Consider the following 17,360-nt stretch of genomic DNA (forward strand, 5'->3'; position numbering starts at 1 on the left):
TGCTATACTCGCATAGATAAAGAAAACAATATTTGAGTGGTGTATGCCAAATCCGTCATTTTCACAGCAAGATTTCCAAGAGCAATTAAATCAGCCCGATAACCATGCTTTTATTCAAAGTCTGAAACAGTACAGCACTGCGTATTTGGCTGATATTTTAATGGGCCTGCCTATAAATGACCAAATTCGGCTATTGGAACAATTACCACAAGCCAGTTATGTCTTTGAGTTTTTAGCATTAACCCAGCAGCAGCAGCTAGCAGCGCAATTGCCTCAGGCTTTGCTGGTGAAGCTACTAGCTCATATGCATTCGGATGACCGCACCGATTTATTTCAAAGCTTAGCGCAGGACGTTCAAGGTCATATTTTTCCGCAGTTAGACGCGCATGTTCAAGCTCAGCTGAAGACCTTGATGGATTATCCAGCCGAGTCTGCGGGTGCAATTATGAGCACCGAGGTCATTACGGTACATGCCGAAATGACCATGCAACAGGCGATTCAACATATACGACAGCATGCAGCGGAAAGTGAAACTTTATATCTCATCTATGTGACCGATGCCTCGCGTTATTTAGATGGTGTGATTTCGCTGCGGCAAATTATCCAGTCTCCGCCTGAGCAATTGATTGGACAGGTTATGACCAGTCATGTCATTACGGGTTTAGTCAGTGAGGATCAGGAAAGTATTGCACAGAAACTGGCTCATTATGATTTTATGGCTTTGCCCATTGTTGATGAGCAGCAGCGTCTATTGGGGATTGTGACTTATGACGATGCAATGGATGTGGTACAACAAGAAACCACAGAAGATATTCTAAAAAGTAGTGCGGTTGCGGCCAGTCCGCAGATGAGTATTAAAACGGCTTCAATCCTCTTACTGTATAAGAAGCGGGTGTTTTGGTTGGTGTTTCTGGTTTTTGGCAGTTTACTCTCAGGGCTGGGGATTGCGCACTTTGAAGACTTGATTGCGGCACATATTGTTTTGGTATTTTTCCTACCTTTACTGGTAGGAAGTGGGGGAAATGCGGGGTCTCAATCCGCAACCTTAATGGTACGTGCACTGGCAACGGGCGATGTACATTTTAAAGACTGGTTTTATTTGCTAGGACGTGAAAGTTTGGTTGCGCTGTGTCTTGGCGGAACTATGGCAACGGCTGTTTCCATTTTGGGTTATTTCCGTGGGGACATTCTGGTCGCCGTAGTATTGGCACTGAGTATGATGGGCATTGTGTTGATGGGTTGTCTGATTGGTATGAGTCTGCCGTTTATCTTAAACCGCATGAAACTCGACCCAGCCAGTGCATCTGCACCTTTGGTCACCTCAATTTGTGATGCGTCAGGCGTGGTGGTATATCTGCTGATTGCGTCGCAAATTCTGACCTTGTCTTAAACTTATAAGCAATTGTTTCAGCACAAAGTTAGCACAGAAAAAAGTCATAAAAACCAGCATAATTCAGTGGTTTTATGATGTTAATGTGGTTGAAATGATGGAGGTCAGTAACAACATGCCTGAACCCTTAGAACAAAAAAAAATGAGCCAGCAAGATGTCATTCGTTTAGAGCGTGATTTGGCCAAATATGCCAATATGATGGATTCTGTGGTGCGTATTCCGTTCACCAAGCAGGGTGTTGGTGCTGATGCTGCGTTGAGTACTGTTCCGATTGCTGGTGATATCGCTGGTTTTGCCCTAACGTGTTATGCCATTTATAAAGCCAAGCAAATTGGCGTACCGCAAGAGAAATTGAGTCCAGTATTGAAGCTGGCTATGATTGACGCTGTGGTCGGTTTTATCCCTGTGCTAGGGACATTGTTTGATATTTTTATACGTCCGAGTCGTAAAGCACTGGATGTGGTTCATGACCATATTCGGGAAGAATACCAAATCCATTCAGATCATCATGTGACGCATCCTTTTCTTCATGAAAAATTAGAAAAGAAACAGCAACAATCCGAATTTTGGCGAAATCCAGTAGTGGCATGGCTTTGGCTACACATCCCCGATTTGTTTGGCCTGATCTTTTTGGTGTGTTTTATTGGCTTATTGTGGTGGGGTGGTAGTGTGATGTGGCATTGGTTACAGGAATTAAACTTAGGATAGCCGCTGATGAAATTTGAAGGTCAAATTACGGCGAATTTGCCAGCGATTGATTTAGCGCGCACCGCTTCATTTTACCAAGGCTTGGGCTTTAATCTGGTTTATCAGTCTGCAGAGTGGATGATTCTGCGTTTGGGCGAAATGACACTGGAATTTTTCCATCATCCGCATTTAGACCCAAATAGTTCATGGCATAGTGCCTGTATTCGCGTAGCGGAAATTCAACCCTATTATGAATACTGGTCTAAAGTGAATTGGTCGTTGTGGGAAAGCGCTCGTATGACTGATATTCAGGATTTTGACGAGTTCCGCCAGTTTTGTATCATTGACCCAAATGGCAGTTTATTACGCTGTATCGAAGTGACGATTAAATAAAAATGTTCTTATGCCGAGTCACAAAAAAAGCCTCCATGCGGAGTAATGCCAGTCAGTTAAGCAAAAAAAGTTAAAATGCTGTAAAAAGAGCGTATGTAAATACGCTCTTTTTTTATGAATTTATCTCAGAATCTAGATTTAACATTAAAACAAACCTTACCTTCACTTTCACAATTCAGTGAATTGATTGATTTAAACTGGATTGAGGATTGCTTAGACCAAACAGGTAAAGCATCAATTCGAAAAAGAAAACTGCCTGCTGAACATGTTGTTTGGCTGGTAATCGGACTTGCTCTATTTCGAAATCAACCGATTTGGTATGTGGTTCAACAATTGCAACTTGTTTTCGGTACGGCAGAATATAGTCAACACGTCAAAAAACCAATACAATACTGATATGAGTTATCCAATACATTTTAGAAAAAAAATATTAGCCAAGCTTGAAGAAGGTCAATCTATCCGAGCGGTTGCTCAGCACTTCGAAATTAATAAAAATACAATTGTCGAATGGAAAAAGCGAATCGAAATAAAAAGAACTCGACCAAGAAAACCATCTAAAGTTGATGATGATGCCTTACGTGCAGATGTTGAGCAATATCCCGATGATTATCAATATGAACGCGCTGCTCGTTTTGGTTGTGCTACTTCTACAATTGGAGATGCGCTCAAGCGTCTAAATATTACAGTTAAAAAAAGACCTTACGGCACCCGAAAGCAAAAACAGAACTCAGAGAGCAGTATTTAAAAGATTTAAACCGATTAAGGTATCAACACCCGATCATCTATCTTGATGAAAGTGGATTTAAATCTCATGAACATAGACCTCATGGTTATTCAAAACAGGGAACTCCTTGTTATGGAACATATAATTGGCAATTAAAAAATCAAACCAATGCAATAGGAGCAATCCATGAGGGTAAGTTATTTGCAGTGGGTTTATTTGATAGCAAAGTAAATTCGGATGTATTTTATTTTTGGGTAGATCAGTTTTTATTACCAGAACTACCCTCGAATAGTGTAATTGTCATGGACAATGCAGCCTTCCATAAACGACCAGATATACAAGATCTATTAAGCCAACATGGGCATCAAATACTTTGGTTACCACCTTATAGTCCTGACCTTAATCCTATTGAAAAAATGTGGGCATGGGTGAAAGCAAAAAGGAAAAAATGGTTGGTTAACTCAATAGATAAGCTTTTTAGTCGTTTCTTTAACGAGTGTATGGGTAATTAAGCGGTTTGACTATACTGTGTACCGAGTGCATCCGTACAAGCAAGACAACGCTTAGGCTTAGAACCCATGAGTGCTTTATTTTCGACATTAAGTCAGGCATGGTTTAAAGACTCACAACAACAATATAGCAACTTTCACGGTCTATGCGTTTGTGCTGTAGATGGTGTGGTTTGGTCTATGCCTCATACAGAAGAAAACTTTAAGCACTTTGGTTCATCCAAAGGCAAAACAGCAGCTGCACCTTACCCACAAGTTAGAGCGACTTGCCTGGTGAATACCAATACCCATGAAATGATTGATGCCCAAATGGGCAGTATGGATCAAGGTGAATTAACCTTAGCCAGTCAATTAAAAGCACCAGTTCGCAGTATTACCCTATTTGATCGTGCTTACTTCTCTGCTGATTTTTTAGTGAGCTGGCAATCTCAGGCAGAAGAGAGTCATTGGTTGATGCGAGCAAAGGACAACCTGCGTTATGAAGTGATTCATCATAATGCGGCCCATGACTTTCAGATCAAAATGCCTGTTTCAGCAAGAGCAAAAAAGATAAATCCGTCATTGGGTGACTATTGGGAAGCACGTTTAATTGAAGTTGAATATGCAGGAAAAATAAGACGTTACATTACATCATTAACAGATTCTAAAGTTTATCCATTCAAAGACCTTGCAATGCTTTATATCCAGCGTTGGGAAATAGAAATGTGTTATCGGGAAATTAAAAGTGATTTACAGGATGCAAGGATTTTAAGAAGCAAACAACCTGATTTGGTCTATCAAGAATTGTGGGGGGTATTTATTGCATATAATATCTTAAGAAGACAGATGAGGTTTATCGCTGAACATGCAAAGGTGAGTCCTTTAAGGATCAGTTTCCATGTTGCATCTATGAGTATTATCAATATCTTAAGGCACACACCTTTAGAATCAGCAGGAAACCTACCCAAACATTTAGCGCAATTATTTGAACAATCTAAAATATTTGTATTACCTGAAAAAAGGCAAAGGCAATGTCCGCGAGTAGTGAAAATTAAAGCACAAAAATATCCAAGAAAATGCCAGTCAATTTCTTAACTGACTGGCATTATCCATGCGGAGGCTTTTTAAAATCTAGTCAACGAATTGTTTATGGACAATCGAGCTGTTGTAAAGCAGCAACACGTTGTTCAATCGTTGGGTGGGTTTGGAACAAAGCAGTTAAACTAAAGCCTTGCTCTTGACCTGCGGCGATTGCAAATGCTTTCATTTCTTTAGGCATCGCATCTGGAAGTTGTGACTCGGCTTGTAAACGTAACAAGGCTGAAATCATTGCTTGTTTGCCTGCAAGACGCGCGCCTGCTTCATCTGCACGATATTCGCGGTAGCGGGAGAACCACATCACGATTGCAGAAGCTAAAATACCAAAGACAATATCAAGCACGATGGTAATGGCAAAATAAGCTAAACCTGGTGCTTCACCGTCTTCACGACCAAAGACATTACGGTCAATGAAATCACCTGCGACACGTGCAAAGAACATCACAAAGGCGTTCACGACACCTTGAACCAGCGCCAAAGTCACCATGTCACCATTGGCCACGTGACCAATTTCGTGAGCCAAGACTGCGCGAAGCTCGTCTTTATTCATACGCTCAAGTAAGCCAGTAGAAACTGCAACTAATGCATCGTTCTTGTTCCAACCTGTAGCAAAAGCATTAGATTGGTAAGACGGGAAAATACCGACTTCTGGCATTTTAATACCAGAACGTTGCGCCAATTGAGCGACTTCTTGTAACAACCATGCTTCAGCTTGGTTGCGCGGGGCATTGGGGTCAATTAACTCTGTACCAGTTGTTTTTTTCGCCATCCATTTTGACATGAATAGAGAAATCATTGAGCCAACCATACCAAAGACAAAACAGATAACCAGTAGGTTACCTAGATTTAAGCCACCCGCGCCATGGTAACTACCGACACCGAAGAGTGACAAGATAATGCCAGCTACAACCAGTACCGCGAGGTTGGTTAGCAAGAACAAACCAATCCGCATCATTGAGAAAATCCTCTTATAATAAAAAAATAATCTGATTTATAAATCGAAAATCATTGATCTCAATATGAGGTGAAACTCATCAAAATTCAAGAAAAAATAATAAAACTGCTATAAAAATTATTCTGAAATTTGGATGCGGGCAGAGGCGGTTGCATTGGCCGTGGCATAGGAACCAGGCGCATCAGTAAAACTGCCATCAGCTGCGAGGATAATTTGACGTGAAGGTGCGCTACGACTCACACTGAGTTGTGTGTTTGGAGAAGAGTCTGCATCGTAATGTGCAGATTGGGCAATGACTTGAGCATTGGCTGGTGTGTTATTTGAGCCTGCAGAAATGTTGATCCCGCCTGCATATAAATTGCTATAACGGCTACTCACACGGCGAACATAGTCTTGAGTTTCACGGAAGGGTGGAATGCCACCATACTTTTGTACATTGCCTTCGCCAGCATTGTAGCCTGCAAGCGCAAGACTGGTGTTGCCGTTAAAGCGTTTCATCAGCCATGCCAAATACTTTGCACCTGCATTTATGTTCTGCTGTGGATCATATGCATTAGACACATTAAAGCGCCGTGCTGTCGCAGGCATGAGTTGCATAAGCCCCTGAGCCCCAACAGGTGAGCGTGCGTTGACATTAAAGCCTGATTCGGTATGCATAACTGCTTTAATTAAGCCTTCAGAAACGCCATGGGTTTGAGCCGCTTGGCGAATAATGTGGTCAAAAGCATTTTTGTTACGACTATAACTGGGCAACACTGAAGATTCAGAAGCCCCCCAGTTACTATAACTGTGGATATTACTGTCTGGATAATAGGTTTTCTTTTCGACTTTTAAGTTGCTATAACGACTTTGTTTATTGGTTAACAAGGTCGTGCCGTTGGAATCTCTCAATTGGTAGATGGTTTGACCCGCGTGACAATCCAGTGCCATGAACGAAATCGTCATACACCCCAAAACGTAAAAACGACTCAAAAGCAGCTTATTTTTCATTATCTATTATTAATCGTAAAAAAATCGATTTCAGTGACTAGAAATGAGTTTAGCAAAAAAAGAACCGTCTGAAACTATTTTAAGTTCAAAAAATCTATGTCTTTGTAAAAATCAAGTCAAATTGTTGAGCAATTAATCAAAAAAAATAATTAATTTATTTTTAATGAGGATTGCTTGACTGGGTTAAGTTATTGAAATTTAATAGTAAATAAATTGATCAAAAAATGATCAATTTAAATAGAAGCCTTAAAGAGTGGGGGGAACACCCTGTCAAGTCGATTAGAATCCACAAAGTTATCCCCAGCTTTTGTGGAAAAATGTGGAAAAGTCCAAAACATAAGCAGTTCAGCTAAAATTTGAACGCAATCGTTCAAAGTTAAACCGATTTCAATACATGAATATGACAGCAATGACAATTCATGAGAATTTACATTCTTTAGGTGCGAGATGGCTGTGAATCGGATAAAATTGCGCGGTATTTTTTTTAAGGTTTAACTCGTCTATGTTCTCGCCAGTTGAGTCCAATCAGGGATTTAATTTTAAACCAGAACTACCCACTAGCTCTGCGTATTATCGTCTGTTGAAAAAGTTACGCCGTCAGGTGGGTCATGCCATTCGCGATTTTAAAATGATCGAAGAAGGCGATAAAGTGATGGTCTGCATTTCCGGTGGTAAGGACAGTTATACCTTGCTCGATATTATGTTGCAGTTTAAACGCATTGCACCGATCAATTTTGATGTGGTGGCTGTGAATTTGGACCAGAAGCAACCCGGTTTCCCTGAGGACGTGTTACCACGTTATTTAGAAGAGAATAATATTCCCTACTATATCTTAGAAAAAGACACCTACAGCATCACCAAACGTTTAACGCCTGAAGGCAAAACCTACTGTGCAGTCTGTTCACGCTTACGCCGTGGCTCTTTATACGGCTTTGCGCAAGAAATTGGCGCGACCAAAGTGGCGTTGGGGCATCACCGTGATGATATCTTGGCGACCTTCTTCTTGAACTTATTCCATGGCGGCAGCTTAAAGGCGATGCCTCCTAAATTGTTATCCTCAGATAAAAAGAACATCTTAATTCGCCCACTGGCTTATGTGGAAGAAAAAGACATTATTAAATATGCTGAAATGCGCCAGTTCCCGATTATTCCGTGTAACTTGTGTGGTTCTCAGGAAAATCTGCAACGTGCCATGTTAAATGACATGTTGCGTGAGTGGGATAAAGCACATCCAAAGCGTCTACACAGTATTTTTGGTGCCTTGCAAAATGTCTCGCCATCGCAGCTGGCAGACCGTGAGTTATTCGACTTTGAAGCGTTAGATAGCGAACGTGAATTCGACTTTAAAGGTGAAAGTTGTTCAACGGAAGATGAACCAGAGAACAAACGCATTAACATGGTTAATCTTGGCTTTGCAGCAGACTAATTTTGTCAGTTAAGCCAATGCAAAACACCAATCAATGATTGGTGTTTTTTTTATGTGGATGATTTTGATAAACTTTGTATAAGAAATATAAAATATGAACGGTACGTACAAAAAACTTTAGGCACATGTAGGATATACATGCTATAACAATCTCCGAGCGTATTTAGCTTCACAATGATGCCGTCTGGATAGGCAGCACACAACGAACAAAGAATTGAGGAAACATCATGCCTGCTTTTTTAACTGATGATTGGTTTTCAACTGTAGAAACATTAACTGCTCAAGCGGGAAATCTGAACCTGCCGCCAGCACTTGCGAATCTTGCAATTAACTTAGTTGTTGCTGACAATGCGGGTAATACCGAGTTATCTTTAGATGGCGGCGCAATTAAAAAAGGCTTGTCTTCAAACGCGAAAACAACTTTGAACATGGATGCTGAAACACTACGTAAAGTGTTCCTTGAGTTTGATATGGCTGCAGCAATGCAAGCGTTCATGACGGGTAAAATAAAAGTTCAAGGCGATATGTCACAGTTGATGGCATTGCAAACAGCGAAGCCAAGCCAAGAGCAAAAAGATTTATTTAAGAAAGTGCTTGAGCAAACAGCTTAAGTGTTCTGAAATAAAAAAAGCTTACCTTTATAGGTAAGCTTTTTTTATGCCGATAGAGAGGATCTTTTAGATATTGACCAACTGCGGCGTGGTTTTAATATGTTCAAGATAAGCACGGATACGTGTCACATACTGTAGTGCTTGACGGTAACGGCCATTCTTTGCTTGGTTCTGTTGTAAGTAAGCATACAAATTGAGCCAGTTATTAGGGTCTTTACCTTGTGCCTGAATCCGTTTTTGAATCTGATTCACCGCACCCGGTCCCATATTGTACGCAACCAATGCATACCAGTTACGGTCAGGGAAGGGGATATCCTCATAGCGACTCAGCATTTGGTCGTAGTACTTAGCACCACCTTGAATGCTTTGCGCTGGATCGGTACGGTTACTTACACCCATGGCTTTGGCTGTGCTATTGGTCAACATCATCAAACCGCGGACACCCGTGGGAGAAATGGAGTTCGGTTTAAGATAAGACTCTTGATAACCAATCGCTGCCAATAAGTGCCAATCTAAATCGTACTTTTGCGCTGTGCTTTTAAAACTGGCCTTATAGATTGGCATACGCTGACGCAAATCGCGTTGAATCGTATTCCAGTTTTCAGGCTTCACGACATTACGGTTGTAAAAAGAGGCTAATTGACCAATTGAACCAGATTGTTTACCACGGCAGACAAATCCACTCGCCGTTTGCGTCAATGGATCATTCGCATGTTTAAACACCCAGTTCAGCTCAGTATTGAGGCCATTTTTACGTAAAACGTTTAAATCACCACAAGTAGCAGAAAAGGTTGCGAGACTTTTTTGCTCAATCGTTTGAACACTTGCCGTCGTCATTGCAAAATTTGCTTTGCCCTGTGCTACCCATTTAAGTGCTGTAGCATTATCGGGGACGGTTTTGAAGTCTAGCTTTACATTTAAGCTGTCTGCATAGTTACGTGCAAGGTCATAACCAAAACCATGCAAATGCTGACCATCTTTAAAAACGGTCGTTGGGTTTTCCACTGAAACGACAGTCAATTTATTATGATTGACGACGTTATCATATTGGTAGGTCTTACTTGCATTAATACTATGAAATGGAATTAACAAAGTACTTAAAGCAAGGGCTTTCAACGGGAGAGAGAAAGTTAATGAATTAAGGCAAAGCCTCGATCCAGAAGTTGAACTACTGTGCATGTTGTCTCCGCTACAAGTAATTTATGCCCTAGAACGCAAAGGCAAAACATGCCTTAAAACGAGTTCAAGTTGTCTAAATTCAATAAGAGGTTGGGCATTCATGACGTCATTCAAAATGACATGGGATTAAGAAGATTATGTAGAAAAACTACATAGATTAAAAAATAGGCAACTAATTTAAGATGTGCGCATAATATATATCAATTTTAAAAGTGTCAAATTTTGTGCAATATTTTTTTGAAAAATGTAACATAACAATTTAATTTAATTCAGGAATTTATTTTATAAACTTCTGTTGTGGAGAAATAAGGGATAAAATAATCCTTTGTTGTAAATCAATAAGCAGATTTAGACGGCATTCATCATGAAATCAAACTTAATTACACGTGCAGGTCACGACAAATTGGTGGCGGAATTAAAGCAGCTTTGGCATGAAGAACGCCCTGAAATTACCAAGAAAGTAAACTGGGCGGCGAGCCTTGGCGACCGTAGTGAAAACGCGGATTTTAAATTATAACCCCATTTTTTATACTTTATTAAATTTAATATTCATAAATCAATGACTTAAAAATAGTATACATACTATTCTTATATACTATTTAAAAAAAGATATACGAGAACCAAATGAAAAAATTGAATTTAGAAGTTATCGAAAATTGTTCATCAAATACTGAATTGCTTTTAGATTATTGGCGGTTTGATGATAATTATAAATATTCTTATACAATTAATGACTTACTTAAGAAATATGAAGTAATTAGCCCTAATGAATTATTGAAGAAGGTTAGAAAGGCTGGTTTTCTTGAAGTAAAAAAAATAAAAGTTTGTAATCTTTGCTATGAAGAATACAAAGCAAATGATCGACCATCTTTTAAATATCTTCAATTAAACTTTTTAAAAAAAGAAATTTCCTGTGCAGAATGTGAAAAATCTAATGCTTTAAAAATGACAAAAAAATTGATTTCTGATTTAAATGCAGATATTAAAATTAAAGATGAATCCTACCAATTTAAAAAATTAAGTTATTTAGAAAATATATATTTGTATGTCTTAATTGAAAATTATATTAAGAATAAAGGTATTGTTAAAAGCTGGAATTATAATACAGTTGTTAGAACTAATGGTGGGGGGGAGGTGGTTGATAATGTTATTAAGAAAGGATATATACAAGTTTGTGAAGGTTCCATAGAACTTTCTGGTAAGCAAGCAAAACTACGTTCAATTTATATGAAATATTCAAATCTTTTTGATCATATTTTGATTAATGAAGTAGAAAAAACTTTAAAACTAAATTTTGATTGTCAGTGCATTATTCTAATTCCATCTGAATTTAATTGTTTGGAAGATTGGATGATTGAAATTTTAAAAACTCTTCAAAAAGAAATGATGACAATTGAAGATATTAGGGAAGTAGAAAAATTTATATTCAATAAGCGGTTTTGGGAAATTGGTGTTCTTATTGATCAGGTTTGTTTTAGAAATCATATTAAAATAAATAAAAATAATGCTTTTAATTTTATTTTAATTGGGATGGCAAAAAAATACAATTTAGAAACTATTTATAATATTTTAAACTACCAAGCTATTAAAACAACCTCTAATTTAGATAAGTATGAACATTTTTTTGAAGGCAAATTTAATTATATTAATTCTAATTTATATATTAGAAACATAGAGAATTTTTTAAATAGGATTGAGATGGATGCGAATCGTACTCTTTACACTAAGCAACTTCCGATTGATTGGGAATATTCAGAATTAGAGTTTTTTATTGCTAACAATATAATTAAAAATAATCAGAAATGGGAGAAATTTACACCTAGCGAAATTTTGGCTTTGTGGGTTGAATCGGCTGGAATACAAGATGACGTATAAAATATTTAAAAAAATAAAGGCTGCTTTACTCTTTCATTAAGGGCATTTTGATAAGATAAAGGTAATTCTTATTTTTATTCAGTATTGTTATGCCTTTATTAGATTGGGTTAACCGCAACCAAGCTGAAGAAACAGCCACCAATGTGCCCTATCATCTCTTAAAATTCGAAAAATCTTTTGGTGATGAAGAGCAAGCGAAAAAAAACCTCATCATTCAAGGGGATAATCTTCAAGCTTTGAAAGCATTGTTACCACTTTATGGTGGACAGGTGAAATGTATTTTTATCGACCCACCATACAACACACAATCAGCTTTTGAACACTATGACGATAAGTTAGAACATGCTCAATGGCTTTCCATGATGTATCCACGCCTACAATTGCTAAAAGAACTTTTGGCAGAGGATGGTTCCCTTTGGATTACAGTAGATGATAACGAAGCACATTATTTAAAAGTTTTATGTGATGAAGTGTTCACAAGGAAGAATTTTGTAGCAAATATTGTATGGCAGAAACGTTATTCAAGAGAAAACCGTGAAGCTATAGGCGATGCACATGATCACTTATTAGTTTATGCAAAAGATAGTGCTAACTTCAAAAAGAGTCGAAATTTGGTTCCTATGAGTGAAGCACAAGCTAAAGTTTATAAAAATCCTCTTTGTACACGACAAAAAAAGATAACTCATTGAAATAATGGCATAATACTTGTTTTCTGACGACGAATATGATGACACATTTCAATGAGTTACATCTCATCTTAAACAAATATCTAAAGTGGAACAAGTCACATGTAAAATGTTTTACACTGATTATGATTGCATTAATTGTAAAACAGACATGTAATCTTTCTTCTGCATCTAAAGCCTTACCCATCAAGTGCTTACCACAATCATTTTATCGACGTATACAACGCTTCTTTGCAGGTCAGTATTTTGATTATCGTCAAATTTCTCAGTTAATTTTCAATATATTTTCATTCGACAAAGTGCAACTGACTTTAGATAGAACCAATTGGAAATGGGGAAAACGAGATATCAATATCTTGATGTTAGCCATCGTCTATCGTGGAATAGCGATACCTATTGTTTGGACATTGCTCAATAAACGTGGAAATTCAGATACAAAAGAGCGTATTGCTTTGATTCAACGCTTTATCTCTATTTTTGGTAAAGACCGTATTGTGAATGTGTTCGCAGACAGAGAATTTATCGGTGAGAAATGGTTTACATGGTTAATTGAAAATGACATTAACTTCTGTATACGTGTTAAAAAAACTTTATTGTGACCAATCACTTAGCCAGGAATCATAAAATTAGTGATTTATTTCGTCATCTTCAAGTTGGTCAAACTGAATGTCGTAAACGACGTATTTGGGTTGGTCGAGTAAAACTGTATATTAGTGCGCTACGATTAGAAGATGGAGAACTTTTACTTGTTGTTTCTCCTATGTTTAATGCTTCTGCTATTCGTGATTATGCATTACGCTGGGAAATCGAAACCTTATTTAGTTGTCTCAAAGGACGTGGATTCAATCTTGAAAATACTCGTTTAACAGACCCTGGACGAGTCAAGAAATTGATAGCAGTGCTAGCTATCGGTTTCTGTTGGTGCTATTTAACAGGTGAATGGCAACATGATCGAAAAAAAGCGATAAAAATAAAGAAGCATGGACGACTTTCAGTAAGTTTATTTCGCTACGGTTTGGACTATGTTCAAATGGCTATTCTACGTTTGATTGGTTTTGGAAAAAAAGAAGAATTTAAGAAAGTGCTAGCAATTTTAAGAAAGAAAAAGCCTGATAGGACAAGGATCCTATGAAATTTGTCGTGTACAGAGAAAAATCCTAATAATGATCCTCGGGGAAGATGGCGTGGTATTCCAATGACAGCTCAAGGATTTAGACCTAATCAGATGTATCCTATTTATTCACCAGATGGCACTAAACATATTCCACCTGAAGGCCGCTGTTGGTCAACTATTGAACCTGAGTTCAAAAAGCTTCTTGCCCAAGGACGGATTTATTTTGGAAAAAATGGTGACACTCAACCAAATATTATCCGTTATCTATCTGAAGTTGAGGGTGTAGTACCTTGGACATGGTGGAATCATGAAGATCATGGACATACAGATGAAGCTAAAAAAGAAAGTCAGTTTTTGTTTGGTAAAGATGATACATTTTCTAGCCCAAAACCAGAACGTCTAATGGAAAAGATAATACATATTGCTTCAAATAAAGGGGATATTGTATTGGACTCTTTCTTGGGATCAGGCACAACGGCTGCTGTCGCTCATAAAATGTCCCGTCGTTATATTGGAATTGAAATGGGTGAACATGCAAAAACTCATATTATTCCACGTCTTGAAAAAGTCATTGATGGTGAACAAGGTGGTATTTCTTTAACTGTGAATTGGCAAGGTGGCGGCGGTTTCAGCTTCTACACTTTAGGCAATCCCGTATTTGATGATCAAGGTTTCTTAAATACAGAGGTAAAGTTTAAAGACCTCGCAAGCTATATTTGGTGGCTTCAAACCAAAACAGCTCTAAATCAAACAGAAAGCTTTGATACCCCATATTTAGGCACACATGACGGTGTTGCTTACTATCTTCTCTATAACGGCATTTTAGGTGACAGACGACCAAATGGCGGTAATGTCTTAACTTTATCTATTTTAAATTACTTAAATGAATGTCATGCGCATGAAGGTAAACGAGTGGTTATAGGCGAAGCATCACGACTTGGAGATGCCCGACTTGAAGCTCTAGACATTGAGTTTAAACAAATCCCATATTCGCTTTATGGCAACCAAGCTCAGTAAGGATTGCGTATGTCACTTAAATTAAAACAGTACCAAATAGATTCTTTAAAAGCATTAGAGCAATTCTTTACTTTGGCAGCATCATTAGGGGCGGAGAAAGCATTTAAACGCTGTGTCGGCGAAAATATTGCTTATAACGATCGATTGGAGGGAATACCAATTGTATGCCTACGTGTACCTACGGGTGGCGGTAAGACGCTGCTTGCAGCGCATAGTATTCCTAAAGTGGCACAGAGTTATGTGAATACTGAGAGTCCTATTGTATTGTGGCTTGTACCAACAGATATGATTCGACAGCAAACACTTGCTGCACTTGCTAATGTAAATCACCCTTATAGACAAGCCTTACAAAGCTATTATGGCGATCGCATCAAAATCTGTGACATTGACGGGCTTCAATCACTCAACAAGCATGATGTTGGACAGTCATGTATTATCATTGTGACCACTATTCAGATCTTCAATATTGATAAAGAAAAGACCTATCAGCGCAATGCCTATGCTTTTGATGAATCCTTGAGTGAACACTTTACTCAATTGACTCCACACCAAGCCGAAAGTATGGATAAAGTAACGGCTGATACTTTGCAGTATCAACCATTCCTAACTGAAAAAGATATTGGTCGTGTTAAACATTCATTGGTCAATTTCTTTAACTTGCATAGACCAATTATTGTTGTGGATGAAGCGCATAAAAACCGTGGTGGAAAAACATTCTTCCCAACCTTGAAGCGTCTCAACCCAAGTTGCTTGGTAGAGCTGACAGCAACACCAAAAGACAATAATGTTCTTTACTCGGTTTCTGCTGCACAGTTAAAAGTTGATCACATGATTAAGCTGCCAGTCGTACTGACTGAACATCCAAATAGTTGGCAAGATTGTATTCGTGATGCGCTGATTCAACGACAAAAGTTAGAAGTGCTTGCACAAAGCGAAAAAGAATATATTCGCCCAATTTTATTGATCCAAGCCCAAGATAAAAATGGTGAAGCGAATGTAGAAGCTGTGAAACAGCATTTGTTAAGCGAATATGAAAATATAACTGAAGACTGGATTGCGATCTCTACAGGGCAAACCAAAGAGCTAGAAGATGAAAATCTCTTTAGCCCTCAAAGTAAAGTCAAAATTGTGATTACAGTCGAAGCACTGAAAGAAGGTTGGGATTGCTCATTTGCCTATGTACTTGCGAGTTTGCAAAATATCAATTCTGCAACTGATGTAGAGCAGTTGTTAGGTCGTGTCTTACGTATGCCGTATGCAAAACTACGTCAGAATGATGAACTCAATAAAGCATATGCTCACGTTGTCTCAAGTTCCATTGCTCAAGCCACCATGCTTCTTAAAGACCGTATGGTGCAAAATATGGGCTTTGATAAATGGGAAGCGGAAGCCTCGATTGTGGCAAATCCACAACCTGAATTGGATCTAGGTACTACAGGTACAAGTCAAGGGACTACTCAACCAAAGACTCCTGAAGTCATGGTCTCTATTCCATTTGTGGTTACACCTGAACTTATTCCAACTAATTTGCAACCAGCGATTCAAACGAGAGAAAATAGCCAAGGTACGTCCTTGATTATTCATAAAGGGACGACTGACGAAGAGTTTGATCAAATTGAAAAAGCTGTAATTGAAAAAGCCACTCCGAAACAAAAAACTCAAATACAAGAAGTTTTCAAGGAAGCTCGTGCGGAGCGACAAGCTCATCAAGCACCAGAAAACTGGAATGCTACTTTCGCATTGATTCCACAATTAGGATTATTTGTTGATGGTGAATGGCAAGTTGCAGACAAAGAAACTATTGAAGATTCGGTTGAATGGAATCTATTAGATTATCCAGTTCAATTGGAAGGTTTTAACATACGTGAAACTGTAAATAGTTTTGCGATTGACCTAAATCTTGAAGATGAGCAGTTGAGTTATGAATTACTCAATAGCCAACAGATTCAATTTGATGATATGCCAACACCAATCACCGAAAATGATTTGTTGAATTGGTTAGATCGGAAAACAAGAAGGGCAGGATTAACGCAAATTCAGCTAAGAGCGTATTTAACCAAGCTCATTAGTCACTTGTTGAATGAGCGTAGATTTACATTGACGCAACTACATCGTGCTCAATTCCAATTGTCACTAGCTGTTTCTCGTGAGCTTGACCGACTCTTTGAACTTGCTCGTAAACAAGCATTCCAAAGTGATTTATTTGCAGAGTTGAAAGTAGCAGAAGAATTAAAACTAGAAAATAGTTTTGAGTTTAAGCGTGGAATTTACCCAGTTAGAAAGCCTTATCGAGGTAGCTATAAGTTTAAAAAGCATTTCTATGCTCAGATTGATGATTTAAAAGAAAAGACTGAATCAGGAAAGATTTCTGAAGAGTTTAAATGTGCTCAGCTTTTGGACATGCATCCTAAAGTAAAATATTGGGTGCGTAATATTCCTAAGCAATCACATACTTCCTTCTGGTTACCAACAGAAAAAGACTATTTCTACCCAGATTTCATTGCTGAATTAGTTGATGGTTCGATATTTGTGTTGGAATACAAAGGGGGACATCTAGATACAGCTGATGATGCACGAATTAAAAATGCTATTGGTAAGCAATGGGTTAAAGATAGTAATGGAAAACGACTATTCTTAATGGCTAAAAATCAGGATGAAGTTGGACGTAGTTTGGAAGAGCAGATAAATCAAGCTTTAACCAATTAATTTATTGGTTATTAGAAAAG

The 17,360-nt window shown here is 38.2% G+C and carries 13 protein-coding genes and 5 pseudogenes; 15 read left to right on the plus strand and 3 right to left on the minus strand.

Features of this window, described 5'->3' with window-relative positions:
- Positions 1 to 43: 43 nt before the first annotated feature.
- From mgtE to AC4CUZ_RS08540, 7 genes and pseudogenes are all read left to right on the plus strand, one after another.
- Positions 44 to 1,390 (plus strand): magnesium transporter, encoded by a 1,347-nt coding sequence (mgtE, locus tag AC4CUZ_RS08510; protein ID WP_419381289.1) that lies wholly within the window; start codon positions 44 to 46, stop codon positions 1,388 to 1,390.
- A gap of 115 nt (positions 1,391 to 1,505) precedes the next feature.
- The gene (locus tag AC4CUZ_RS08515) at positions 1,506 to 2,099 is read left to right on the plus strand and encodes a DUF4112 domain-containing protein (RefSeq protein WP_201952082.1); all 594 of its coding nucleotides are present in this window, start codon (positions 1,506 to 1,508) and stop codon (positions 2,097 to 2,099) included.
- A gap of 6 nt (positions 2,100 to 2,105) precedes the next feature.
- On the plus strand, positions 2,106 to 2,471 hold the full coding sequence (locus tag AC4CUZ_RS08520; RefSeq protein ID WP_201952079.1) for a bleomycin resistance protein: 366 nt from the start codon (positions 2,106 to 2,108) through the stop codon (positions 2,469 to 2,471).
- A gap of 114 nt (positions 2,472 to 2,585) precedes the next feature.
- Positions 2,586 to 2,834 (plus strand): annotated as a pseudogene (locus tag AC4CUZ_RS08525) (transposase domain-containing protein); the annotation flags it as partial.
- Positions 2,835 to 2,868: 34 nt separating this feature from the next.
- Entirely contained in the window at positions 2,869 to 3,216 is a 348-nt protein-coding gene (locus AC4CUZ_RS08530; protein ID WP_039890557.1) for an IS630 transposase-related protein, read from the plus strand.
- 17 nt (positions 3,217 to 3,233) lie between these two features.
- Positions 3,234 to 3,707 (plus strand): annotated as a pseudogene (locus tag AC4CUZ_RS08535) (IS630 family transposase); the annotation flags it as partial.
- Positions 3,708 to 3,719: 12 nt separating this feature from the next.
- Positions 3,720 to 4,778, plus strand: a pseudogene (locus AC4CUZ_RS08540) (IS4 family transposase); the annotation flags it as partial.
- Between the two features lie 52 nt (positions 4,779 to 4,830).
- Here the strand turns inward: AC4CUZ_RS08540 and htpX are convergent.
- Both htpX and AC4CUZ_RS08550 read right to left on the minus strand, forming a co-directional pair.
- Positions 4,831 to 5,736 carry a protease HtpX gene (gene htpX / locus AC4CUZ_RS08545; protein WP_490747481.1) on the minus strand — a complete coding sequence of 302 codons (906 nt, stop codon included), beginning with the start codon at positions 5,734 to 5,736 and terminating at the stop codon, positions 4,831 to 4,833.
- A gap of 117 nt (positions 5,737 to 5,853) precedes the next feature.
- Positions 5,854 to 6,726 (minus strand): lytic transglycosylase domain-containing protein, encoded by an 873-nt coding sequence (locus tag AC4CUZ_RS08550; RefSeq protein ID WP_419381399.1) that lies wholly within the window; start codon positions 6,724 to 6,726, stop codon positions 5,854 to 5,856.
- A 502-nt stretch (positions 6,727 to 7,228) separates the two neighbouring features.
- Between AC4CUZ_RS08550 and ttcA the strand changes: the two genes are divergently transcribed.
- A complete protein-coding gene (gene ttcA / locus AC4CUZ_RS08555; RefSeq protein ID WP_004695645.1) occupies positions 7,229 to 8,152 on the plus strand; it encodes a tRNA 2-thiocytidine(32) synthetase TtcA in 924 nt (307 codons plus the stop codon).
- A 227-nt stretch (positions 8,153 to 8,379) separates the two neighbouring features.
- Positions 8,380 to 8,763 carry an SCP2 sterol-binding domain-containing protein gene (locus tag AC4CUZ_RS08560; RefSeq protein WP_004695646.1) on the plus strand — a complete coding sequence of 128 codons (384 nt, stop codon included), beginning with the start codon at positions 8,380 to 8,382 and terminating at the stop codon, positions 8,761 to 8,763.
- A 66-nt stretch (positions 8,764 to 8,829) separates the two neighbouring features.
- On the opposite strand, the gene AC4CUZ_RS08565 is transcribed toward AC4CUZ_RS08560, so the two are convergent.
- Positions 8,830 to 9,942 carry an MltF family protein gene (locus AC4CUZ_RS08565; RefSeq protein WP_148825666.1) on the minus strand — a complete coding sequence of 371 codons (1,113 nt, stop codon included), beginning with the start codon at positions 9,940 to 9,942 and terminating at the stop codon, positions 8,830 to 8,832.
- Positions 9,943 to 10,306: 364 nt separating this feature from the next.
- Here AC4CUZ_RS08565 and AC4CUZ_RS08570 point away from each other — a divergent pair.
- From AC4CUZ_RS08570 to AC4CUZ_RS08595, 6 genes and pseudogenes are all read left to right on the plus strand, one after another.
- Positions 10,307 to 10,453 (plus strand): annotated as a pseudogene (locus tag AC4CUZ_RS08570) (transcription elongation factor GreB); the annotation flags it as partial.
- Between the two features lie 113 nt (positions 10,454 to 10,566).
- Positions 10,567 to 11,817: a hypothetical protein gene (locus AC4CUZ_RS08575; protein WP_490747482.1), complete on the plus strand. Its 1,251-nt coding sequence runs from the start codon at positions 10,567 to 10,569 to the stop codon at positions 11,815 to 11,817.
- Between the two features lie 89 nt (positions 11,818 to 11,906).
- A complete protein-coding gene (locus AC4CUZ_RS08580) occupies positions 11,907 to 12,506 on the plus strand; it encodes a site-specific DNA-methyltransferase (RefSeq protein ID WP_490747483.1) in 600 nt (199 codons plus the stop codon).
- Between the two features lie 38 nt (positions 12,507 to 12,544).
- Positions 12,545 to 13,635 (plus strand): IS4-like element ISAba33 family transposase gene (locus AC4CUZ_RS08585; protein WP_115736667.1). Its coding sequence is split into 2 segments (ribosomal slippage): positions 12,545 to 13,085 and positions 13,085 to 13,635, totalling 1,092 coding nucleotides; the frame shifts between segments, so codons are not numbered across the junction.
- A gap of 18 nt (positions 13,636 to 13,653) precedes the next feature.
- A pseudogene (locus AC4CUZ_RS08590) lies at positions 13,654 to 14,634 on the plus strand (site-specific DNA-methyltransferase); the annotation flags it as partial.
- A gap of 9 nt (positions 14,635 to 14,643) precedes the next feature.
- Positions 14,644 to 17,340 carry a DEAD/DEAH box helicase gene (locus tag AC4CUZ_RS08595; RefSeq protein ID WP_490747484.1) on the plus strand — a complete coding sequence of 899 codons (2,697 nt, stop codon included), beginning with the start codon at positions 14,644 to 14,646 and terminating at the stop codon, positions 17,338 to 17,340.
- Positions 17,341 to 17,360: the final 20 nt, after the last annotated feature.

The organism is Acinetobacter sp. 789_lipA, from assembly GCF_058242845.1.